Origin of the sequence: Leptospira licerasiae serovar Varillal str. VAR 010 (assembly GCF_000244755.1) — a bacterium.
Classification (GTDB): Bacteria; Spirochaetota; Leptospiria; order Leptospirales; family Leptospiraceae; genus Leptospira_B; species Leptospira_B licerasiae.
The window spans coordinates 78,698-103,186 of record NZ_AHOO02000007.1; the positions used below are offsets into that span (position 1 = coordinate 78,698).

At 37.0% G+C, this 24,489-nt stretch carries 20 protein-coding genes; 5 read left to right on the forward strand and 15 right to left on the reverse strand.

Annotated features, from left to right (window positions below; all coding sequences use genetic code 11):
• Positions 1-44 precede the first annotated feature (44 nt).
• Positions 45-344 (forward strand): hypothetical protein, encoded by a 300-nt coding sequence (locus LEP1GSC185_RS10290; protein ID WP_008591894.1) that lies wholly within the window; start codon positions 45-47, stop codon positions 342-344.
• A 15-nt stretch (positions 345-359) separates the two neighbouring features.
• Here LEP1GSC185_RS10290 and LEP1GSC185_RS10295 read toward each other — a convergent pair whose 3' ends face one another.
• Positions 360-605, reverse strand: coding sequence for a hypothetical protein (locus LEP1GSC185_RS10295; protein ID WP_232298435.1), 246 nt, complete (start codon positions 603-605; stop codon positions 360-362).
• A 287-nt stretch (positions 606-892) separates the two neighbouring features.
• Entirely contained in the window at positions 893-1,309 is a 417-nt protein-coding gene (locus LEP1GSC185_RS10300) for a DUF6908 domain-containing protein (RefSeq protein ID WP_008591877.1), read from the reverse strand.
• Between the two features lie 391 nt (positions 1,310-1,700).
• On the opposite strand from LEP1GSC185_RS10300, the gene LEP1GSC185_RS10305 reads away from it, so the two are divergent.
• The 4 genes from LEP1GSC185_RS10305 to LEP1GSC185_RS10320 are packed head-to-tail and all read left to right on the forward strand — an operon-like array spanning position 1,701 to position 5,469.
• Entirely contained in the window at positions 1,701-2,270 is a 570-nt protein-coding gene (locus LEP1GSC185_RS10305) for a hypothetical protein (RefSeq protein WP_024864103.1), read from the forward strand.
• Positions 2,227-2,499 carry a DUF8156 family protein gene (locus tag LEP1GSC185_RS20365; protein WP_008591859.1) on the forward strand — a complete coding sequence of 91 codons (273 nt, stop codon included), beginning with the start codon at positions 2,227-2,229 and terminating at the stop codon, positions 2,497-2,499. The genes LEP1GSC185_RS10305 and LEP1GSC185_RS20365 overlap by 44 nt, the downstream gene beginning before the upstream one ends.
• On the forward strand, positions 2,486-4,756 hold the full coding sequence (locus tag LEP1GSC185_RS10315) for a DNA polymerase domain-containing protein (RefSeq protein ID WP_008591843.1): 2,271 nt from the start codon (positions 2,486-2,488) through the stop codon (positions 4,754-4,756). The genes LEP1GSC185_RS20365 and LEP1GSC185_RS10315 overlap by 14 nt, the downstream gene beginning before the upstream one ends.
• Positions 4,757-4,761: 5 nt before the next feature.
• The gene (locus tag LEP1GSC185_RS10320; RefSeq protein ID WP_008591824.1) at positions 4,762-5,469 is read left to right on the forward strand and encodes an SOS response-associated peptidase; all 708 of its coding nucleotides are present in this window, start codon (positions 4,762-4,764) and stop codon (positions 5,467-5,469) included.
• A 3-nt stretch (positions 5,470-5,472) separates the two neighbouring features.
• Here LEP1GSC185_RS10320 and LEP1GSC185_RS10325 read toward each other — a convergent pair whose 3' ends face one another.
• From LEP1GSC185_RS10325 to LEP1GSC185_RS10390, 13 genes are all read right to left on the reverse strand, one after another.
• The gene (locus LEP1GSC185_RS10325; protein WP_008596676.1) at positions 5,473-6,300 is read right to left on the reverse strand and encodes a hypothetical protein; all 828 of its coding nucleotides are present in this window, start codon (positions 6,298-6,300) and stop codon (positions 5,473-5,475) included.
• Positions 6,301-6,346: 46 nt separating this feature from the next.
• On the reverse strand, positions 6,347-6,682 hold the full coding sequence (locus LEP1GSC185_RS10330) for a hypothetical protein (RefSeq protein WP_232298438.1): 336 nt from the start codon (positions 6,680-6,682) through the stop codon (positions 6,347-6,349).
• A 13-nt stretch (positions 6,683-6,695) separates the two neighbouring features.
• On the reverse strand, positions 6,696-7,370 hold the full coding sequence (locus LEP1GSC185_RS10335) for a phosphoribosyltransferase (protein WP_008591828.1): 675 nt from the start codon (positions 7,368-7,370) through the stop codon (positions 6,696-6,698).
• Positions 7,370-8,146: a DNA processing protein DprA gene (locus LEP1GSC185_RS10340; RefSeq protein WP_008591911.1), complete on the reverse strand. Its 777-nt coding sequence runs from the start codon at positions 8,144-8,146 to the stop codon at positions 7,370-7,372. The genes LEP1GSC185_RS10335 and LEP1GSC185_RS10340 overlap by 1 nt, the downstream gene beginning before the upstream one ends.
• A gap of 349 nt (positions 8,147-8,495) precedes the next feature.
• On the reverse strand, positions 8,496-9,251 hold the full coding sequence (locus LEP1GSC185_RS10345) for a hypothetical protein (RefSeq protein WP_008591837.1): 756 nt from the start codon (positions 9,249-9,251) through the stop codon (positions 8,496-8,498).
• Between the two features lie 55 nt (positions 9,252-9,306).
• Positions 9,307-10,056 carry an AP2 domain-containing protein gene (locus LEP1GSC185_RS10350; protein WP_008596653.1) on the reverse strand — a complete coding sequence of 250 codons (750 nt, stop codon included), beginning with the start codon at positions 10,054-10,056 and terminating at the stop codon, positions 9,307-9,309.
• A gap of 153 nt (positions 10,057-10,209) precedes the next feature.
• The gene (locus LEP1GSC185_RS10355; protein WP_010513365.1) at positions 10,210-10,998 is read right to left on the reverse strand and encodes a hypothetical protein; all 789 of its coding nucleotides are present in this window, start codon (positions 10,996-10,998) and stop codon (positions 10,210-10,212) included.
• 24 nt (positions 10,999-11,022) lie between these two features.
• Positions 11,023-11,424 (reverse strand): TIGR04452 family lipoprotein, encoded by a 402-nt coding sequence (locus LEP1GSC185_RS10360; protein ID WP_008596672.1) that lies wholly within the window; start codon positions 11,422-11,424, stop codon positions 11,023-11,025.
• 566 nt (positions 11,425-11,990) lie between these two features.
• Positions 11,991-12,347, reverse strand: a complete 357-nt coding sequence (locus tag LEP1GSC185_RS10370) for a hypothetical protein (RefSeq protein WP_008596687.1) — start codon at positions 12,345-12,347, stop codon at positions 11,991-11,993.
• 1 nt (position 12,348) lies between these two features.
• Complete coding sequence (locus tag LEP1GSC185_RS10375) at positions 12,349-12,612, reverse strand: hypothetical protein (RefSeq protein WP_010513358.1); 264 nt, start codon at positions 12,610-12,612, stop codon at positions 12,349-12,351.
• Between the two features lie 187 nt (positions 12,613-12,799).
• A complete protein-coding gene (locus LEP1GSC185_RS10380) occupies positions 12,800-13,378 on the reverse strand; it encodes a hypothetical protein (protein ID WP_008591869.1) in 579 nt (192 codons plus the stop codon).
• 107 nt (positions 13,379-13,485) lie between these two features.
• Positions 13,486-14,082 carry a hypothetical protein gene (locus LEP1GSC185_RS10385; RefSeq protein WP_008591816.1) on the reverse strand — a complete coding sequence of 199 codons (597 nt, stop codon included), beginning with the start codon at positions 14,080-14,082 and terminating at the stop codon, positions 13,486-13,488.
• 40 nt (positions 14,083-14,122) lie between these two features.
• Positions 14,123-23,554: a hypothetical protein gene (locus LEP1GSC185_RS10390; RefSeq protein WP_244264631.1), complete on the reverse strand. Its 9,432-nt coding sequence runs from the start codon at positions 23,552-23,554 to the stop codon at positions 14,123-14,125.
• Positions 23,555-24,489: the final 935 nt, after the last annotated feature.

A 24,489-nucleotide genomic window follows, 5' to 3' on the forward strand; every position in this document is an offset into this window, starting at 1 on the left:
AATTATCGGGACGGTCGAAAGGCCAATCTAAAAGGATTTCATTTATGACAGAAAGTTTTCGATATAGAATGCGTTATCAAAATGAAGGGAAAGATCCAGAGGAGTTTCCGGAGAATGAAGATGAATTCTATACTCTCCAAGAAGCTATAATCAAAATTGATAACCTTAGTGACGGAGGATATAATCCCGGAAAATTTACACTTTTCGAGAAAAAAGATCCTATTTCTGACAATGTAAGCACTTTCGAAGAATTTCAAGAAAGGCAATCCATTACCGATGGGGTTAATTGGGCTTTAGGTTTTGCGAAAATTTTAGAAATGAGGGATAGGGGTAAAAACACTTAATTTCTTACTATTTCGCTAAGTTAGCGCATTCTTAATTAGCTTACTAATTCTATAGATAGGTGGATATTTATCTCTAGTCAAGGCATTGCGAATTGTACCGGCATTCGGTGCTTCTTTCTCACCTAGTTTTTCTTTAAGGATTCTTGCTAGACCACGTAATCCATATTCTTCTATTTTTTTTTCGATATAAGCCCGATGAAAAGCACAATCAACTTCCCGATATTTGTCAGATTGCTCATGGGAAGTAATTGATATTTTCAAAGATGTACTCCTTAATTTGTTATTCTTTTTTGATCGGTCCATTGTCCGATCGCTCCTACTAGGTTAATCGGTATTATCTCGTTAATATTATTTAATAGTAAAGACATTCTCATAATACGAAAATGAGAATTTACGTTCTTCGATTCTAATTATTGCTAAAGAAATATACTCGTCTACTATGATTTTAGTAGTTTAAAGATATAGGATAAAAAGAAGCATAGCGGATCTTAATACGATCCGCAATGGAAAGAGTTTTTAATTTTCGCCTTTGCCTTTCTGAATTCATTCTATTTACCAAAGAATCCTTGAGATTTTAAGTTTTGATCCCAGGTTTTTGCAAATGATTTAATTGAAGTAATTGAATTGGGTTTACATAAAATTTTTCCGTCTTCTATCCAGACTACAGGCCCATTTAGAAAAGGTAATCCATCCTGCCAGTATTCTACGGGATGAAAGATCTGTTCGTTCTTTCCTGTTTCATCTGTTTTTTGCTCAATTTCAAAAACAATTTCCGGATCACGCATGAGATCACCATTCTGCTCATAGTAATGAGCCACCGAAATTGTATCTAAGTTTCTTGGGCCTTTTCCTACATACTCCAATACTAAGTCCATATACCCTTCTGATCGAAGGCGAAGACTATTCTTGGATTTCAGTGCTTTTATGCCTCCTAATCTTTCAATTTCCTTAACAAGATTTCTCATTTTTTTCTTCTCGGTTTAATTTGATTATGCTAATATACCATAGTGTTTTAATTATTAATACACTTTTTTAAAAATTAACCCAAAAAAATGCGAAAATTTTGATAATATAACGCCGATTAGGCGGGCCTTAGTAAAATTTAATCGGATTTAGCGTTAAAATTCGAATGAATACAGAATGTGAAGGATCAGAAATAAACAATTAATGCAGATCCTAATCCAGATCTGGCTTTGCAAATCCGGCTTTTTCATTTTTCAAAGAATGCCGAAAAGACTGCCTTTAGTCTTAAAATTATAGAAAGGCGGAGAATTTCCGGATAATTGACATAATACTATACTTATTTTATGCAGTTATATGTTTACCTTTTTTCGGGTATATGTTTAAATGCGGAAAATGGAAGAAATCATATCTCATCCTTTAAGTAATAGTGCAGTTTTATCCGGAAGCAATTCCCGGAAAATAGCACACGATCTTTTATCCCAAATATCGATGGCGGGTGAAGACATACACGTATTCGACTGCGCGATTCGTTTCAATGTATTCAGCATAACCCAAGCGACGAAGGAGAATCGTTTCGTTGCTTTACACAATATTAAAATTCAGCGTGCCTTTACTCCCTACCAGTTACTTGACTCAATTACACAACTGTTAGATCGGACAATCGATCCAAAATGTCATCCGTTGTTGCTATTTCTTTCACCTGCAAAGCAGTTTTTCGATCAGGATGTAAAACCAAAAGAAAAAGAACATATACTTTCGATACTTATCTCGAAATTCCAAAAACTACATTCGAAAGGTTTTCGATTTCTGATTGCGGAATCGATAAGAAAGGAGTCTCCACTCTACACCTCATATATTGAAAAACTAAAACACTCGTTCGGTACGATCGAACAACCGGAACCAAATAAGGAGTTAGAAGATGGGCAGAACTGTTATACCCTATTCTCAAATACTCAAGTTTGAAGAAGAAAGTCTAAAAAATTATCGTCGATCTCTTCCCGCTGCAAAGCAAGAAATCATAGACGAGATTTTTCGTATTGCAAAGAGCAACCTCGCTTCCGGCGTAATGGCTTCAAACACGGAACCATTTCATATTATACTTCTTTCACACAATATTGAATTACATCGAGAAATAGATGAACTGAAGAAGGTAGTAGCTCGACTACAGAAACAAATTAATGGAACTCTTTGAAGGATTTATCTTCGATGTTTATTCATTAGAAGAGACAATTTACATCTGGATAAAAGGAAATTACGAAATAAAACTTTTCACGGACACATTTTATCCTTCGATTTACATTTCCGGAGAACCACGTTACGAAAATTCGTTTCTTAAAAGACTATTTGATCTGAAAGCCATATATGGAAAGCCGGAACGAGTGACAAAAATTTCATTCTATGAAAACAAACCTCGGAATGTCCTAAAGATTGTTCTTACGAAACCATCTGTACTTCGCAGAATTTACAAAAACCTTTTCGCTTTCTACGAAAAACTCGAAATCTTCCATTCTGATCTAGAAATCACAAACGCGTACATGCTGGAAATGGATATTTTCCCAATCGCAAACGTAAAAGTTATACATGAGAAAGGAAGAATCCAAAGTATTCAATGTCTTTCGGATCTTAAGTCCTGCGACTACAAAATCCCCGATTTCTCTAAATTACAGATTTCGTTTAAGAACAATCATCGGATCGGGTATTCGAGATCGAATCCGATCGTATTTTCAAACGAGGAAGATTTTTATGCGGAAGTATTTGAAGATACAGCCAAAAAGTTACTCGGTCGGATCAATGAAATTTTAAAAGATCTGGATCCGGATATTATTCTGAGCGCTTATGGGGATCAGGCAATTTTTCCTTTTTTATTCTCACTTTCCGAAAGAACAAAAGTTCGACTCTTATTCGATCGGGATCCGAATGCAATTCAGAGAAAAATCATAACTAAAGGAACCACATTTGAAACCTACGGCCAAGTGATCTATAAAGCCCCTTCCTACCCTCTTTTTGGACGGCTTCATATAGATAGTTCTAATAGTTTCGTTTTTAAAGAATCATTTTTACTCGGAATACTCGAACTTGCGAGACTATCCAGACTTCCAATCCAGCGAATGGCTAGATCAAGTACAGGGACCGCGTTGACTTGCATCGAAACCGATGTCGCTATCCGTAAGAATTACTTAGTACCTTGGCAGAAAGCAGCTATTGAACGACCGAAAACTGCGTTTGAATTACTCCAAGTGGATAAAGGAGGTCTGGTTTACCTCCCCGACACATCTGTTTCAGTTCGAGAGAATGTTGCTCAGTTAGATTTTTCGCAGATGTACCCTTCCATTATGGCTAAGTATAACATTTCTCCGGAGTGTATCAATTGTCCCTGCTGTGAGAACGATACCGACAAACTTTTGGTTCCGGAGACTTCTTATCATATTTGTAAGAAACGCCGTGGTGTCGTTTCCGACGCTTTAGAGGACATTCTCGTTCGCAGAAAATTTTATAAGACTCAGATTGAAGAATCTGCGGATGAGTCTCCCATATACGACGCAAGGCAAAACGCACTTAAATGGATGCTCGTAACCTCGTTCGGTTACTTAGGATATCGAAACGCGAAATTTGGCCGTTTAGAATCTCACGAATCCGTAACCGCGATCGGCCGTGAGGTTCTACTCTTAGCAAAAGAGGTCGCCGAAGAAAGTGGGTATATCTTTCTTCACGCCATCACTGATTCTCTCTTTATAACAAAGAAAGACTCCGGAAAGTTTAGTGACGAGGAATTAAAGGAGCTCTGCTCTAAAATTACTGAGAAAACCAAAATCGAAATGAAAGTCGAAGGTGTCTATGAATGGTTAATCTTTCCCGCCTCCAAACAAGATTCAAAGATCGGCGTTGTGAATAGATATTTCGGGAAATTCACTTCTGGAAAAACCAAAATCCGCGGAATCTTTATCCGTCGCAAAGACACTCCCCTATTCGTTAAGGCATTCCAAACTCATGTTTTGGAAGTCATGGCAACGGCTTCTACAAAGGGTGAGTTAATCACCAAGAAGAATGAAATCGAAAGTATTTATGATTATTTTGTCTATCAATTGTATTCAGGCAAAGTGCCTCTTCCTGATCTTTTTCTAAGACGAAGTATTACTAAAAGCCGTGAAGAATACTCTGCAAATAACGCTTCTTCGGCAGCTTTGAATATTCTTTATTCAATTGGGATCCAAGTCGAACCTGGCGAAAAAGTGAAATACCTAGTTGTGCGAAAGGCAAAAAACAAAAGGGATTATTTACCGGAAGAAGCTGCCTTAACCTCGCCGACTTTACCAAAGATCCATTTTGAATTTTATCGAGAATTACTCGTACAGGCACTTGAGGAACTCTTAGAACATATATTTCCTCCAGAATATTTCCAATCGTTACGTGAAAATCAATTGATATTTGATCTTCTTATCGCACAGTAAATCCTATGTGCGGCCGTTACTCTCTAAATGTGGAACTTAGCCAAATCATTGAACAATTCGGTTTAAATCAAGATCTCGAACACATTGAGAGAGAATACCGACCAGAGAAAGAAATCAATCCGACAAGAATTATTCCCGTCGTTAAAGGAGTAGAGGATAAACGTACATTAGAATTTGTCGAATGGGGCGCAAAAAACCTTGAGGTATATGATAAAAGTACCGGAAAAACAAAGGTCTATAAAGCAGCAAATCCTTGTGCAAAGTATGAAAGCTTATACAAATATCCACCTTGGCTCCCTGGAATAAAATCAAATCGTTGCATTATACCAATGACATCCTACTGGGAATGGATTGAAGATGGACCAAATAAGGGTGATCGTTACGAATTTTTTTACAAAAACAATGAAATACTTGGAGTTGCAGGGATAATCTCCACCTTCAAAAACAAGGAATATGAATATTACCAAGGCGTCGTAATAGTAATGTTGCCCTCAAATCCTCACGTGTCGGTTATTCATAAAAGACAACCAGGCTTTATTTTACCAAACCATTATGATGCCTGGCTAGATTTAAAAACGAAAGAACCGCATAAATTGATTCATCAAGTGCAAGGGGAAGATTATCATTTCAAAAAAGTTGCAGATGGAAAAAAAGAAGGAACTGCATCTGGATCAAATAGAAAAGCTAAAGATAATCAAATGCTATTATTTTGAACTCTATTCACCTGGAGTAAATGGGGAGAATTCTATTTGAAAAACCGTAGTAGAAATGGCAACTCCTACTTTATACGACACTATTTTTGGTTCGATTGCGATCATTTCTCCCGGGTTAAACATATCTAAATAATAAGTTTTACCAGGTACTAATGTTCTTCGAAAAATGTCTGCAATGCGGCCTTCGGAAATTATTAAACAATAATTCTCATTGATGACTTTAACAACCAACCCGATACTACCCGATCGATTTTGTGCTGTTAAAATTACAGATCCATGTGATTCAAAGACCCAACTTCCTTCTTTTATTTCAGGAGGATAACGGCGTACTTTTACGTTATTTAGATTAATATTACTAGCGATTGCAAAATAGTTCTCTATTTCTTTAGCAAACACTTCATTAGTTCTTCTTTCTAAATCAACGGAATCCGAAATCTGCGATATTCTAGATTGATAACTACTTTTTAATAAATTTGATTGTTCACTAGTTAACCTATAATAATTTTCATATTGTTCTTTGCTTTCTTTTATTTTCTTCGTAGTCCAACTTGTGAATTTAACAATATATATTTTAAAGAAAGGATAAATAAAGGTATAAAATAAAGAGATGGAAAAAGGAGGGACTATGCTCCATAGCCTATCCAAAGCATTAGAATAATATGCTGTGAGAATATAATTAATCCGTAAAACGATATTTTCTTCACCAAATAGCAATATTGAAATGGGTTGCCAGTTCCAAAATAGCGAGGCACTCAAAAAGGATCCTAATAAAGGATCTCGAATTCTTTCATACAGAGCAGCTTTAATTTCCTTTGATATTTCTTCTAACATGGTATTTTCAGATAAGATGGCGAAATAAATTCCATCCTGCTCCCAATCAAATGCGATGCCTCCATTTAATTGGAAATGCGTAATCAGTATGACCTTTACTTAAGATTGTGAATAAATCACGATGGTTTTCTAGAACTTCAATTTTTAAATAATCGCCAGGCCATAATTGATTATAAGTAATTTGAATATAGGCTGAAACACGAACTAATTTTGCTTCATTCGTATGTAAAATAATCTCTCTACCATCAGGCTTTATTACTGTTATTGAGCGAACAAATTCGAAGTTTAAACCGGTAAAGGTATTAGGAATAAAAAACGAAGTATTATTATTCTTAAATTGATGAGAGATAAAGTTATAAGGGGCAGTTGAAATTGTATCCATTCTATTCATAATATTAGTTAATATTGAAATTTTCGATATAAGTAGTTTTTCCCAAGGCAAAGCACAGAATTCTTTTTGGATTAAATTTTTTTTCTATTACAAGTTTACAAGCGTCAAACGTTTGACGAGAAGAAACAACATCGTCGAAAAGTATAATAACTTTCTTCTCAAAATCATTTCCTCTTTTAAGTCTCAAAGTTTTCGCCTGTTCTTCTACACCCATTCTTGTTTTTTTCGGTTTTCGAATAATTCTTTCGATACCATTACAATAAATTAATTTTGTACTCTCAAGGCATACCTTTTCTAAAAATATTTCTCCCCGATTGTCCCTGTTTTTTTCGCTTCCAAAAGGTTGTGGTTCTGTTGTGTAATCAGAGTCACTTACTGGAACAGATGAAGGTACAGGAATTAAGACTGCGGATCGAATTCTCAAATCATCCAAAACGGCTTCAGCAAATTCGCGGAATGTTTCTACGAAATAATCGATAGATCGCTGTGAGCCCAGTTTAAAATCCAAGATTTCAGGCGAATATGTTTTTGATTTATGATATTTCTTTGTAAAATAATCGTTATAAGGTGCGTTTTTGAATGGAACATATCTTGCGAGGTATCCTAACTCTAAATCAAAATTAAAAGTTGGTGTATCAACTCGTAATTTGGGATTCGGGTAAGATATAATACCATTCATTAATATATATTCAATGATTGTAATATGCTTCTAAGATCAGCTGAACCATTAATAACAGTAGCACTCGCAGATCGCATAAAGCGATTTACCCATTCATGATTTTGCTCTGCTAATACCTTTGAAAATATTAACTTTCTATTTAATCTAGCGCACTCGGCAGCTTGATGGACCACTCCGGACGTTTCGCCAGCTTCTACGATTATCGTAGCCTTAGTAAGTAAGGCCATCAGTCGATTTCGACGAGGAAAAACGTATGGATTGCCTCCTTCTTCGGGTCGAGAAATGGAAAGCAATAATCCTTTATCTGTTATTTCTTCACCTAACTTTTTGTTTTGTGCTGGGTAAATTTGGTGGATTGGAGTACCTAAAACTCCGATTGTTTTTCCACCTAACGAAAGCGTACAAGAGTGAGCAACGCTATCAATTCCTTTCGCTAATCCAGAAACTACTACAAATCCTTCTTTTACTAAAGTTTCAGTTATAATTTTTGCCGCAGCGATTCCTCTTTCTGTCGGGTTTCTAGTACCTACAACTGCCACTGCAGGTTGATTTATAAAATCAATATTCCCTTTCCAGAAAATGGGAATTATACCATCCTTCCAATCTTTTGAAGATATTTCGTTTAAATGGTAAGGGTAAGTATTTGCAGAATTCTTAATTAAGTATTCTTTTAAGGCTGGATCGATATTAAGATTTAACGTTTCACCATCAGGGACCTGAAAATCGAATAGAAGCCGTTGGCCTTTTGAATCTATTTTTTTAGCCATTGCAATCATAGGATCATTTTCCGACTAGCCAGGCTATATTTTATCTTCTAACCCGGACAAAAAGGTTAACTTGTATATAGTAATCCAAGTCGCTAAGTCAAGCGATTATGTCTTATTTATATAGAATTGCCTTAAAATTTTCCAATCCTAAGAACGACTGTACTGTTATTTAAGAGACATATTGATACGTTATCGGTAGATCCCCCTACCCCCTCCCTGGATTCGGAGTAAAAGCCTAAACAAGGCAAAAGATTGCTCCCTCAACCACTTTTTAGACCTCCGAATTCCTATCCCAGGTCCTTATTTTAAAAGTCCCCCTAAACACTAAAAAGGGATCCGCATTTCGAACATGTGTCCCTTAGCGACCAGAGGATACCAATCCGATCTTTGCCGTCCTCTTTCTCCTCTGGGGTGCCTTTGTAGTCCGTCCCCTGCCGACCTTGGAGCGATCTTTGGTCTGCATCCTCTTCTTGATCCTCGCCTCTTCCGCTCTCTTTTTCTTTTTCCTTGCCTCGGCGCGTCTAGTGGCTTGGTCGATCGCAGTACAAACCCTGCACTTGAAATATATCTTCTTTTTCTTATATTCCGGTGTGAAAAGCGCTAGTATTTTTCTATCTGCACAATACTTGCAGTCCCTTTCTTCCCTTAGAACCTTCTTACCGAAAACTTGGATCATTTTCTGGATTGCTCTTTGGATATGAGGATTGAGATATCCAAATCTAGTATGGTACGTTTTCTTTAACTTCTTATATGCAGCCAGGGTGAGTTCCGGTAATCCAGCTTGAACTCGTCTTTTGTTGAATTTAATAAAACCTTGATAGTCCGTAATCCCGCATTCTTTACAAACCTCGTAAAACCCATTGATACTTTCCGAATATCTAAAATGGGTGAAGTCTTTTTTATCCTCGCACAAAGGACATTCAAACTTCATAGAGAAGAGCCGAATCCCCTCTTTTCTAAGTGCCGGTCTGTATGAAGCAAAAACAGTAGGCTGGAACTTTCCTTCCTTTGCAGTGAAGAATTGAAGAATAAGTTTGTGAACTTTACCAGAAACAGGTTTTTCACCTGCACGAACTTGTAAGCGATTCAATATTTCCAAGGAAGGAGGTTTCATATACTTTTCCTTTATCCAGACATTGCTATAAATTGAAAAGCTAGTTCCGCCTAACTCACGTTATTTTGTTTATTGCAGATTCAAGTTTTTCGAAAGCAATAGATCTAAGACCACGATTCCCGGTAGCAAACCTATATATTTCATGCTGACTAATGCCTGTCATTTTACCTAATATTGAATACGTGTATTTAGTTCTAAGTTTGAGTATTTTACTTCTTAATACCCTTACCCTCTTCTTGTCTTCCGGGCTATCCATTTGGTGGCCCTTTACCTTATATTCTAACTTGACCTTATCTTTCTTGTTTGATTTGTATTGAATGATTCCAAGATCCTTATTCGTTCTTGCAATCTTACCAGAAAGTTTTTTTGCAGCTAAGTCATACTTGATCGCCGCTTCCTTTGCCGTATTAAAGGACCCTAAATAGTATTTTCTTCCATTCTTTGAAATAGCTGCGATATACTTCCTTGTCCTTTTGTTATAATAAACACCTTTATATAGCTTTGAAGTATAATTTTTCTTTCTCCGAGCGTTCTGTTCTCCCTTCTTTATAACGAGCAGGTTTTTCTTTTGATGGTCGAACCACTCACCACCCTTACGAACTACTACTTGCTTTTTGCTTTTTACACCCATGATTTCTCTTTGCATTAAAATCATTAGTTGGCGGCCTTCTTTCGTTCGTTCCGTCCTATATGCTGTAGTGTAGTAGGGGTTGTATTTTACAGACCAAGTAAATTGGCTAAGGTAAATGTAGTCTTCATTGTCTACGAAGAGTTCTTCTCCGTTGATCGCATGGATGATTTTCATTCTATTTTAATTTTTTATTAATAAAATCCTCTTATGGTGAACAATTGGAAGTATTGTTCTTTCGAAGACCTTCCAATTGTTGAAGAAATATAACCCTATCAATTTAGTAAATGGAATCCTGAGAATTTGAACTCCATTTATAAGTTCATTTAGTCATTGATTCTTTTTCTGTTTAATTAGTTCCAAAGCTTTTTCAGCCCAGTATCCTTCTTTTTGTCTTTTGACAAATTCATTTAGAAAGTGAATCTCTGCACCTTTAGCAGTCATACCTTCAGAACCGAAATATTTGCTCTCTAATCCTACAGCAGATAGTGAATGATTTTTAATAAAATCCGCTAAGAATTCCTCTCCACGAGAAACGGTGACTTTCGTTTCATAAGTAGTTGTCCTTCCTTCTTTCTTCGGATTTATTAAATCTACTTTTACTAAAATCACACCCGCGTACTTAATTCTATTTCTTTCCGGTTTAAGATCAATGGCTTTTGAAAATTCGAAAGGATCTAAGTTTACGTTTCCAACAAAAGCGCCAAGTTCTCTTGTTTGAATAGGAAGACTCGATATTGTAAATTGGTCTTTTCTTTCCTCGCCTGAAATTGCCATAAATGCGGAGTCAATCGGGAAGTCCGATACCCGGCTCTGTATTATTTCATACATTCCTTCATCGTGCGATTTTATATCACCAAAATCTATTTTGCCATAGTACTCAATTTTTTTGGCAGTGTAATCGATGCTCTTTATATTTTTTAATTCGAGAGCTACCGTAGGATAATAATAAACTTTCTCATTCATATATAAGAATAGAGAAAAGCCGACAATTCCCGAAGTGTTTTTTTCTCCGGCAAATCTGTTTACATCGATCCGTCTTTGTGGTATTGAACAATTTGATATACTCAATATCGTTAATAATATTAATGTAGTATATTTTAATTTTCTACTTTTCATTATCATAAATAAATCTACCTTATTTTACTTTTTCTTTGTTGATATTACTCCGCTCGATGAGAAGTCGCATTCCTCAAAGGCCGAATAAGTTATGTAAGAACTAATTCTCAAAAGGACCCCATAGGTTTCCAGTGAGAATTCACATTCGCTAATTTTACTCTTAGGATAGAATTTAGAGTTATCTAAATCAAATAACGTAAGGTTTATTGCAGTAGCAGCTAAAACTTCTTCGTTCGTTCTCGATTCCAGCGTTGCCCCTGTTAAACCTTGCTCTGTGAAAACTTCTTTGTACGCAGCATAGTCTCCAATTTCAGCAGCCAGTATTAATTTAGCCTTAGCTTCGTTTCCTCGAAATGAATTTGGCTGACCTATCTCCGAACAATAGTAAAAGGAATTTAACAATATAATCACAGCTATAATTCGCATACATATCCTCAGTTGCTGATCTTGATTTAGTAAAAGGACTTGTAGAACAAAAGAATCAAATTATACACTATTGCGAAGTAGCCAATTAAAAGAAATCGCTTCTTGTATGTTAGAGGCCACTGAAAGAATCTATAAATATTAGATTTTTTGTCCTCAGGAATTTCGATCCAACCTTCGTTATGTATTTCTGGACCAAACCATAGTGATTTAACTTTAGTTATCTCTTTTCCAAAGACTTCTATCGAGATTCTATTTGTGTCCGAAAATTCGCTTACGACTGTCTGACATTTTTGGCAATGATTCAAATGCTTATAAAGCAATAGAGGAATTCGCTTTTCCTTTGTTAAATAGGAAATTAAATACTTATCTTCGAAACAGCTTTGGTTGGATAAATCGTTCATAATTAATTTCCTATTTAACTACCCTTTTCCTGGTGTATAATTGCTATACTAAATACAATATTTTAGAATTGATAATAATACCAACGAGGAAAAAGAGAGTCTTAATTCTATTTGCGGAATAGGACCCTCCATACCAAAGGACTAGTATTTTTATTCCAATATGGTTTACTTTTTCTTATTTGGTTTCTTCTCTGCGATTTCTTTTACCGGAGTTCCTTCGACTTCGACACAACTCAAGAAAAAGTAGTGATAAGACTTAGCCTTAACATCCACGTCTTTTAATCCAGTTGCTCCCGGCGAAGCGTTTAATGCGTCTCTTACAGCTTCGGCAATACTATTCGCATACCAGTTTGAAGGCAAGAATCCACAATCACGACCTATTACTCTTTCTCCACTTCCAATTACTTCTAAGTTAGAAGGAGCAATAACGGCGTATCTATTAAACTGACCCCAGTTATATGAACAATTTGTGGTTAGAGCGAAAATCAGAAAAAAAGCAGAACTTATAATTCTATTTTTCATATTATTTCAAGCTCCTTGTCTGCGCACAATTTCCAGAAGTAAATTTAAGTCCAACTTTTGAAAGGTCAGTCTTACTCTTATTTTCCAAATCCTTGTTCATATCGTTAAGGATGTTAGTTACAACCATGCTGCAATTCTCTCCAATTACTTCATCGGAAAGTTGTGCGGTGTCTGATTGTGCAGGAACTATATAACCCACACGTCCTATTGTAAAACAGCCGGTCAGTAGAACCATGGCCGTACCCAATGTTAATGTTCTTATCATTTTTGCCTCGTTTTTGATTTTTATCTTAGCTTTTTTTAATATTTCGCATAATTTTCAACCGATTCAGTGTAGTGTCAACTGGCACAAATTGTAAATTAACTTAAAGCTTCATAAATAATTTACATGTAATAAAATAAGAAAACAGAATTCTGAGATTTTACGAATTAATATAAATGAAGAAATAGAGCTATCCACGACTGTACTTCCAAATATAACATTTTAATTTAATACCTTGCGGACATCTCAAATGTAGGTATAGCAAATTTTGAGATTCCTCATAACGATTGTTTGGTATTTTTCTTGAAAAATAGATTGCCTTGCCTTTTCCATATTCAGTTAAATAGATCCAATCAGATATCCTAGGATAGTCGACTACTGACAATGTTAAATTATCAATAAAATCGTCTGATTTAAAAACTCCTTTCTTAACTAAAGCGGTTCGAAAAGTTTGTGTATCAAAAAAGACCGCGCACACTGAAGAATTTGAGGTACTATCTATATAATTATCTTTCTTGCGAAAGCTTAATGCTTCGTAACCGTTGAATTCCACCAAGAACTCTTCATTCATCATTGTTTTAAGACTGTTACAATTTTTTTCTCTAATAGCATTTAGAAAATCCGAGATTTCATCGAAAGTACCAAAATTTGGATCAAAATCAACTTGAGCCCCGTCGAAGCTTTTTTGAATTTCTTTTCCCGATTTTGATGAACCTTCTTTACAGAGAAATATCAAAAGCGCACTGAGAATAATAATAACCCTGTTCAAATTCGTTGCTTTTCTTTTTGTATTCCTACTTTTTTTTGCATGCGAATAACATACGAACGACAGTTAATAACTTTCTTCTTGTATCGGCCAAAGGTAGCTCCTTAATATTACCCCCGCGAAAATTTACGAATAAAACACTTTTGATTGAGTCCTGCTGGACAATCTAAGTACAAACTTAACAATAAATCAATTCCTCCTTTTCCTCGTTCTCTAGAAAAATAAATCACTTTTATTTTCGATCCATCATTCCCTTCATCCGTAGTTGCATTTATAGTTCGAGATATCGATAAATAGTCACGAACAGATAGCAAATTATCATCAACTACTTCCAGCGAAGGATACATTCCTTTCTGAACGAGTATAGTCCTCAAAGCAAGAGTGTCGAAAAAAACTTGGCATACAGAAAAATCTGATTTCTGAATTTTAAATTCATTCTTTGCTAAAAATGTAAATACTTCATAACCATTGAACTCTACAGAGAATTCATTTCCTAAATCAGACTTTAATTTTTCACAATCCTTTTCTCTTAATATTTTTAAAAAGGAGTTAAATTCATCTTTAGAACCAAATTCCGTATCTACGACTACTTTTATATTATCATAATTAAATTCGTTCTCATTCTTTAATCGATCATCCGCTTTCGGAGATGCTTCTTTGCAAAATATAACTAATATAATTGAGGCTAATGCTAATGAATATTTCATAATTTAACTTCCGTATTTATATTCTTTTAAATTTCTATCGCTATTGTCCATTCCAATAGGGATAAAAATCCCAGCGTTTCATGGTCACAGGGTTACCTTTTTTAGTTAAATCGCCTTGGAAAGATTGTATATGCAAATGCGGACCCGTAGAACCACCTACTTTTTTTGGAGTTGCTCCCAACCAGGTTCCGGCAGGAAGCGCGGACCCGGAATTAAAGGCATCAATGAGAGTTTTATTAACTATAGTCATGTGAACTAAGTCTGCACGAGCTTGAATATTTCCATTGGAATCTAAGAGCCCTATTTGGATGTTCGTTCCATGGATTCGATCAGCTCCATTTTCTTGGCCTAATTTTACGTCTAAGACTTTAAAGTTAGCATTCGGGCCAAACCATAACATGTCCTTATTAGAATTGTCTGGTCCTCTTAAATCAAATTTACTTGTATCATCACTATCAGGTTTATAATGATAATTATCTCTAAAATCACCCATGCTAATTGCTTGCGAAGTATCTGGAGCGATATTCGCTTCTACTATTTTTATGTTTGTACCAAATACATCGGAAACTTTTTTATCATTTTTAAAGAAGTCTCCTATGTCCGTTGGAACATCACCTGCATAATTTCCTTTATGGGAAGCAATAGTTTCTACGACATTCATTCCATATTTACTTATTAAAGCTTGTTCAAATGCAGCTTGCTGACCTTCGACACTTAGCTTTTTATAGATGCTAACTTCATCCTTTAAGCCTTTTATAAGTTCAGCTTTTTCTTCCGGACTGAAGTTACCTTTATTTATATATTCTAATGCTGCCTTCTCATTTCCTAAAACATATATATTTTTTACTTTCTCACTATTAGATATTTCCGAATTAATTCCCGAGTCTGATCCGGATCTTTTTTGAGTATCATTTGAATTGCTCTCCTGATTCGCAGAAGAGTTTCCATTAAAAAAGGATTTAAGACTTTCAAATAAACTCGTTCCTTTGAAAGGTGCTCCACTTGGAGCTTCCGCTTGTAAAGATCCGTCTCCAAAAATATTGAGTAATCCACCGTCACCAATTTGACCGATCCCCAACAATAGATCTTTGAAGAGATTCCTATTCGCCGAACCTAAATCAGATTTTCCGAATATGTCAGAATTAATTGGTTGAGATTCGAAGGAAAATATATCTTCAAAGATAGATGTGGTTTTATCCCACAGTCCCTGAGAATCCGCTCTCAACGCAGCTTGGTTTTTAACATGTTCGTTATATTCCTCTTCGGTCATGCCCCCGAGCGATAGAGCTTGCGCCTTACCTACGTCTCCAAAGAAGTTTTTATTATAAACTGCATCTCCGCTGATCGAGTCGTATGTGAGGGCAGTCGCACTATTCGCATTAAGTGAGGCAGTATAACCTTGAGTTATATCGTTATAGGAGTAGGTTCCAGTCATACCAATAACAGACGGAGTTGTTACGCTATACGTATTTCCACCAAAGGCAGTGTGGCTATAATCCAAACTTGATTGAGGAAGATATTTATTAGTATTCTCAGAGAAGCCAGCGGATTGTCCGAAACCGTTATTCACGTCATAGTTTACACCTAAGTTTAAGGATGCCGCATAGTTGCCACTTGCTTTTGTTCCTAAACCGATTCCTAATCCGGCATCAACTCCGGTAAATCCATTTTGATTAAAGGACATTCCCAAGTTACCTGTCAATCTACCGCTTGTTCCTAAAGTAGTTTGCAAGCCTAAACTTCCAGTTATATCCCCTGTCTTCGCATTCCAAGAGATACTTCCCCCGACTCCCAATCCAGCTTTACCGTAACCTCCCCCAACACTCACTCCAAAGCCTTCTTTATAGCTATAGGACATCTCGTAAGATACGGCTCCTGCTGTTAACCCTTGTAAGTAAGCATTTCCTACGTTAGCCGCTCCGGCAACTGCACCTAAGACTCCGCCTTCATAGGCTCCTTGGACTGATTTGTAAGCCGCAAAGGCAATAAGAGACGCTCCTCCTGAGAAAGGTGCTCCTACAATCGCCGCGACAGCGGTCACTGCATCTACGACTTCTCTATTTTCATGGTAAGCTTTGGAAACAGAGTTCGAAATCGCTTTAGTATCTACTACATATCCTAACGGAGTAATTTGGACTGCAAAGGCTACAGTATCACCAACAGCACTTGCAAATCCGTCGCTCTTCAAGGATTCGCCTTCCGCTTTCATTTGATCGTACTTTTCTTTTAGTTTAAGAGCAGTATAGAATTGCGTGAAATGGTGGTCTCCAAATACACCACCCTCCGTCGCTCCGACCAAATAACCGGAGGACATGGCACTTTGTTCCATGAGCCTTTTGTCCGATGCGTTAGCAGTCATATACTTAGGGTCGCTAAGCAGGTTTCTTAGTGCTCCTTGAGAAGCTTGCATGACTTTTGCCATTGCCATTGGATCTAAAGCCGCAATTTTCTCTTCTCGGTTCTCTTGGTTTACTGGATCGTAAGTTTTCTTGAAGTCCTTATCCAACACGCTAATTGCGAGCTTAACCATTTGTTGGAGTTCAGTGGTAGATGGTCCACCATCAGCCGCTAACGCGTTATAATTACTTAAATCCCATTCTTTTCCTTGGCTATCTTTTACCTTCGGAAGTTGCTTTGGTCCTTCATAACCATAGATAGCGTAATTTGGAAGGATCTGCTGCTGAGGCTGCCCGTCTGGTCCAACTGTTTGTCTTATGAGTAGATCACCCACTGGCATAAATCCGTCTTGGATTACTTTCTGGACAAGTTGTTTACCAAGATCCTTATTCGCTGCACCGATTGTTTCTTCGTAAGTTTTTGGAATATTGTATAAGCCGTCTAATGATTGTAATACTACAAGCTTCTGTGACCTTTCTTCCATTTCCTTACTCATTTCTTGGAATTGTTTCAGATTTGAATCGTTCAGTTTTTGAGTTTTTACCTGGTCAATGAAGAACTGAACATCTTGATAAGAACCTTGATTAATTAAGTTATCATCAAACTTGCTTGGAGCACCAGCTAAGACTTTATTCAAGATCGCATTAGCGTTCAGTTCCACTCCGACTTCGGTTGGAAGGTCTTTTTTATAGCTTTCTATCAAGCTTTGGATTTGCTTATAAGCTTGTGCAAGTTTGTCCGAATCGCTTTGGTCCTTATATGTGGATATAAAGTCCTTTTCCCAAGCGGCTTTTTCGGAAATCATAGTCGCAATTTGATCGATGTGAGCTTTTTCACCTTCAGCGGCTTTCTTTTTGAAATCCGTTCTCCAACTATCCCAGCTTTGGAGAATAGTATTTGTCATTTCATTAAATTTCGATAAGCCAGCATTTTGAAGGAATTGGATATTCTCTATCCACTCTTGTTTCTTTTGATAGAAGTCTTGTTCCTTTTGATCCCATACGGCCGTTTGCAAAGCGTATTGTTGTTGCTGGTTTGCTATAAAGAGTTGATCGATAATTTTTCCTTTCCCCATGTAATCTTCGGCGACTTTCTTATACATATCGTATTCAATGTTTTCGCCGTTGTTATTAGAAAGGTTCTTTAAGAGATCCGAGTAGAATTGCTCTCTTGAATCCAAGATTGTTTTTTGGTCTGCCTTTTGACCGCCAGCTCCAATATATTTATCTTGAGCTGCAAAGTATTCATCTCTTTCAATCTCGTATTGAGATTGAGAAAGTACTGCCAATGCGGAAACGAATTCATCCGCACTTGTCATTGTAGCTGTTTTTAATCCATCAGTTGATCCAGTTATAGTAGCAGATACACCTCCGGCGTTATCCCCGTCATCTCGTACAAGAAGTCCATAAGCATCGTGGACATATCTTTTCTGAACCACAGAATTTCCGTTCTTACCGGCAATCTTATCCATGTTTAGAGGTTCTTTACCTCCATTCCATGAAAGCGTACCGTTATCGAAAGTTCCAGTCCCAGTTAAATAGTTTAAGTCACTTGCAAGCAAACCTGTATTAAGGGTGTATTTCCCTTGTTCATTTCCGGAACCTAACAGAACCGATTTCAATTGGTCGTTGCTCGAAATATCCGTGTAATAATTGAGTTCTGCCTGTAAGTCTTTTAATTTTTGAGCGGATGCTTGCGCGGAATCCAGATTTGATTGCAATGCAGCTTTCTGAGTTACCCAGGTATTTGTTCTATTGATCGCTTCCAAGCCTACGGTTGGATTTCCCCATCCCATAATTGCAATTAATAAAGCCTCAGCACCCATTTGGTTCGAAAGGCTTGTTTCCATCTTGGAGGCATATTGAGAATACGTTGTAGAACTTAATCGATTATTCGCCGCCGCAGTTGCCCCCGCATAAGGATCTAACCACCATACACCATCAAAAGCGTTCATCGTTGCTTTCATTTGAGGAGCAAGATCTGAGCTTCCACCGTGAGATTTAACAAAATCTAAAATACTATACTGCGGATACTGAGAATTTAATCCTCCGCCATAAGTTAAGGCTCCACTTGTAGAGCCTCTTCCGCCATTAATAAAATCCCAAAGACCAATATTGCCACCAAGAACTCCTTCCATAATTTGATATTCTTGGCGTAGATCTGATTCTAGGGAGATATAATCAGATTTTTGATAATCGATCTTTCCATCTAGACCATTAGCATTCAATTTAGATTGGTAACTTGCAGGAACTAAGACATTATTCAAATAGCCTTGTAGATTTGCCCGTTCAGAATCGATCTGATTTTTGAGATCGGTCATTCTATCTTTTATCGTTTTCTCTGCCTGACTAAATCTTAGAGCTCTTTCTGCCCATTCTTCGGTTTGTTTTTGGTTCTCCTGAACTTGTGGATCCGAATTAATACTAGCTAGAGTCGTTTGCTTGGAAATTAGGCTTTGTAAGTCAGTAATTTCTTTTAGTTTCGCTGTGACCGCGGCGTTTGCATCGGCAAGCCTTGTTTTTGAAAGTTCAGTCGCATTAAGATTACTTACACCAGCACTATATTCCTGAAGAGTTGCGAAATCATAAACGGCGCTTTTCTCGGAGAGTGCAGCGGAAGCAGTTTCCATCGTGTTATACGCTGCGGTTACTTCGGCTTGCTTTGCGGCATATTGAGTTTGAATACCTTTTACAACAGTTTGTTGTGCAGTGAAAGCAGCTTCCGCATCTTCGAACGCTTGTTGATTTAGATCGTATTGCGTTTTAACAATTCCAAGTTCACTACCTAAGGCTGATTTAAGTGCATCTCCGGAAAGACCATTATATTTATTTGCAATATCAGTTAGGATTCCAATCTTTTTACCGGAATCCATAATATTGTCAGCATAACTATACATTGCCCCCGTTGCTTTACTGGTTTCTGCGTATGGATCATTGATCGCTACTCTACCCGGCAAGTTATTGTCTACGTAATTGTCTATGATGCCTTTTAGGTTATTAATTCCAGGAATAAAATTATAGGTCCCGGTCGTTTGGTCTTTCTCATATACGTCATCGGAAATCTCATATCCGGAGTCTTGGATTTCTTTCAATGCCTGACGAATAGAAGGATTTGCTTCAGTTTTATCCGGATCGAAAGAATAAGACTTATAACTTTCGATTAAAGAAAGTAAATTTCCTAAGCGTTGTTCTGCCTGGTATTCAAGTTCTCTTTCTTTGTTGGTTATTTGAGTTTCAAGTGTCGGAGCCGTTTGGCCTTGAGAACCAATATTTATGTAACTCAAATAACTCTCAATTACAACGTTACCTTTAACAACGTCGTATGCGTATTTTGCTTTTCTCTCACTAGCTTGTGCGTTTGTAATTTCTAAAGTTAAATTTAAGTTCTCTTTGCCTAATGAAGAGACAAGATCAGAAAACCCTGATTCATGTTGGTAATTCTTTAAATAGAAATCAGTCTGAATATTAGAGAGAGGATCTAAATATCCGAACGGAGTATAAATCCCCGCTTTATAGAGGAGGAACCCTTGTTTTTCAGAATCAGATACTCCTCCTTGTAGTTTACTATTTGCAAAACTCAAATATTCATCGTCGCTCTCACCTGAATAATTACTTAGCACGAAATCCATTCTGACACTTTTATTTAAGGAAGTGACAAGCCCTGGTTCGTATTTTTTATCCTTTAACCAAGCAGTTAGGGATTCCAAATCATCCGGACTTAAGTTTTCTGTTGCCGAACGATTATAATAAGCATAAGCCAAATCCCTTTCTTTCAGCGAATCTGGTAAATAGTATGAGGAATTTCTAGAGTCATAATTTGAGACAAAGTTCTCAAGCAGTGATTGACCGTCTGAAGAAATGCCGTAATTCAAAAGGAAATCTCTCAATACCTGGTTCTTATCGACTGTCTCGTTTTTCGTACTAGCCGCGTAAGTCATCGCTCCCAAGTATGCAGAGAAATTACTGACTAAAGCGTAATTTGCTAGTTCCGGAGGATAGGTGCTCGAATTTGCGAATACACCTTGGCTTAAACTGTTATTTATTCTCTCGTAACCTAATGCCAAGGCTTGTTCATTTAGTGCCGCTTTTACTTCCGGATCGGAAGACAGTATAATGCTAGAAATTCCTTGGCTAAGATCCGCGTTTTGAACTTTTGCTTGGTCTCTATATACTTTTAAATACTCAAATATTTCAGTTATTTGGGATTCGGTTAATGACTGTCCTAAAAACTTCGCCTCTGTGTTCTTTGATAGAGCATATATATTCGTAGAACTTGCATTAGAATCAACATTCCATTTCTTTCCTGAACGAACCTCCGCCATAAACTGGTCTAGGGAAGTATTACTTGCAAGCTCTGAAAGGAAGGCTTCGCCTAATTCTTCTTTTCTAATTTCCCAAGCATATTCTTTCAAAGATTGCATTCCGGAAACAAGTTCGGAATCTAATTCATAATCTGTACCAGATAGTTTTGCTTGTAAGGTCGCAAATTTTGTTAAGCTAGATTCAATTTGACCCATCGCGTTATATACTGGCTGACCGGATGCTTGTAACGCTTTTAGTGTGGATTGTAAATCAGCGAATATTGCTTTTGCTTCTGTTACAGTGGATGTATAATCCTTCGCATTCGAATAGGTAGTATTTAGATTACTTTCTGTTCTATCGGCGACCGGAATAGAACTGAAATATTTTAGATTTTCTATTTGGTCGGTATAAGTTCCTGCATTTTCAAGGGCAGTAAGGATAGCGCTATTTACTTCTTCTCCGTTTTGTTGTTTTGTTATAAAGAAGTCCCTTAGCTGCTTAACGTATGAAATGAGATCATCTTGGCTAATTTGATTCTTAGAACCTTCGCCTAAATATACGATAATCTTATCGGATAAACCGTCTTTAAAATCTTCTACTTGTCCTTTTGTAGTTTGTAATGCAGCGTAAGTTTTAGATACCGATTGCAGGCTATTAGAGATTGCATCTAAGCCGCCGGACAGAGCAAAAACACTACTTAGATTGCTTTGATCTGTCGCAAGACCAAGCATTCCAAGTGTTACACCCATTTCTTGGGAGATAAGGAGTTCGATTGGACTACTCTGTAATGTATCAAAATAGGTAAAATTGGACGGTGTAGTATTATATTGGTCCAGAATTCCGGATGGAGCTAGTGCAAGTGTCGTCGCATTTAAGAGGAATGTGGAAGGAAGATTTTCCTCTAGCTTCATTTGAGATACTAAGTTTCTTCCTTCTGTATATGCACTTTGAGAATTTCCAGTGATAACTTGGAGTAACCCTTGAGAATTTAAGTATGCAGATTTTAAATCATTGAATTTGGAAAGAACTACATCGGATTGATTTAGGAAAGCATCACTTCCTGGAGTAAGAGAAGAAAGTGCGGTTTTTGCATCGTTATACGCGCTAAATGCAGATTCTAAATTCGTTCTCGTAGAGTTCCAACTAGAAAGATTCGTCGAAACAGTAGAGATATAGTTTCCAAGGCTTGTAAAATCTTCGGCAGTAAAAACATTTACACCCGGATTTGCTGGGTCTTGGTAATCTTTTAAGTTATAGATTCCTTGTAGGGAGTTTATTTGACCTGAGAAATAATTAAACCTATCATCTGATAATAAAGATAATGCGGCGTTTACAGGAGAATCAGCACTATTTAGAGAAGAAACAAGATTGGAAGAAGCTAAATTATAATCTGATAAGTTTGTATTGTATTTGGAATTTAATTTGGAAGCATCCGAATATACTGAGGATGCGATACCTGTTCCGAAGATATTCGAAATTTGCGATAGATCGCTCATCGCTAAGAAGAAATCTTCCGTAGTGGATTTGCCAGTTAAGTATTCAGCCAAAAGATTTTTTCTAAAATCTTCTTCTTCTGTATTGTGATCCTGGTTTGTTCCTAGGTTAAAGGAATCCTGCAATAGATCGGACGCCGTTAAATCGGATAACCCACTTACCTTCGATCTGATTTCAGAAAGTAAACCTGTTGTTTTATTCTCTTGAGATTCGAAATAGTCGTCTGTTAATGCGGACAATACACCGTTTGTGGATACTTGATTTGCGAAAGCACTTATGGATTTGGATGCTTGGTCTAGTGAAGACACTTTCGAAACTACAGCAGAACCAAAGAAGAAAGTGCTTCCGAAACCATAGGATTCATTAAGGAGCCTTTTCTCATCGGCCGTTCCACTTTCTCGAATAGCTGCTCTTTGTTCGGCGCTAAATTTTCCACCATCCTCATAGAAAGAAACTGCATTTCCGGCGGCATCAATTTCCTTTTCTAAGCTCGAAATCCAATCTTCATAGTCAGCCGAAGCCAATTGATTCGAGATAGAATTTCCATTGTTTCGAAAGAAACTTAAAACTACTTCTAAAGCTTTTCTCTGAACTAAAGCATCAGGATCTAAATCCAAATTCAACGAGTTAGAATCAGAGTCCTTCAATACTTGCAAGTAAATCGTACTAAAATTTCTTTTATCCGAAGGCAAATCGGCTAAATAACCATGCAAGATCTCTAATGCCTTTTCGTTAATTTTTGCACCTTCAATATTTTTGCGATTTTCTGCGTTTTGTTTTAATGCCTGAAGACTTTCCGAATTACCATCCGGATCTAAAAGGAAATTCAGTTCGTCTTTTCTAACTAAATATTCGGTTTGGAAACTTTCGTAATAAGATAGGAGTTTCCCGGACACAGAAGATGCCACACTATTTCGGGTCTCTATACTGTTCTTAAACGCCTGAATAGAATTCCCAAAATTTCCGAAAAGACTAGAGATATCACCAAACGAGGTTCCCATACCGGAAATCACTGGCGACCAAGCTTGAGTACTAGAATCCAAAATAGATCTAAATCCTGCTAAATCATTCTTAGCATTTGTTCTATCAGTTCCGGTTAGACTTGAATCGATAACAGTTCCGCCTCTTTGAAATACGTCCAATAGAACGGTATTCAAATAGGTTGTTGTTTGATTTAAATCTGAGACAAAAGATTGGAACTGCCCTATTTGAACAGCAGAGCCTTGGATATCATTTACAAGAGTTAAAATCCGATTAGAATACTCGGTTGTTCCTTTCAAATTTGAATTCGCACTTACATAAGCATTGTATTCGGAAGTTTTATCCTGAATTTTGGAAAACCCATCTTCCATAGAAGAAGAATTGGAATTCCATTGTCCAAGTAAGTTCTCCAAATATGCAATTCCCTGGTCCACACGATCTAGTCCAAGATAGGTTGTATCGTAAGAAGAAACGGAACCGAAACCGCTTCTAATATTCTTTAACTGGTTTAAGTAGTTTGTTAATTCTGATTTCTTTGCGGTTAAGTCATCGACCGGGAAACTTGTACTCGCTGTATTCAATAGCTGAACTTGGCTATCAAAAGAACTGCTCGAATCGACAACTGGAGTATCCAAATTAGCCAATTGCGATTTCATGTCTGTTAATTCCTTTTGGATTTGAACTGCAACAGTATTTCCATAAAGAGACACAAGAGTGTTTCCACTTAAGAGGGAATCGATTTTCTCACTTAATGTACCGTCACCGTTAAGGACTTTCTCTAGTGCGGCCTTTTTCTCTTTAACGTCTTCGAAAGCTAAAATTTGGCTCAGACTTTGATTATAAAAACTTTGTGTTCTTAGAGCATTTTCTCTTTCATACGTTAGTTTGTACATTTCAGCTTCTTGCTGACGTAAAACTTCTCTTTGACGCTCTATCTCTTCGTTTGCCTGCTCTATTTCGTAACGTAAGCCAGAATCGGTTTTATTCGTACCGTCCGTCTTTAATTCTCCAATCGATCCAAGCAATTCAGGGTTTTGAATTAAAACCTGCATTTTGATCGTGCTATCGTAAGCATTTTGGGAATTCATTAATTCCGAACGAGCGAGCTCTAAGGCTTTCCTTTTATCTTCTAAAACCTTATTTGCGGCTTCGAGATCCGTTAAGATACTTGTAGGACTTGTAGTTGTCGAATTTGCCGTTGTAGAAGAAGTAGAGTCTAATCCGGTTTGAGAAT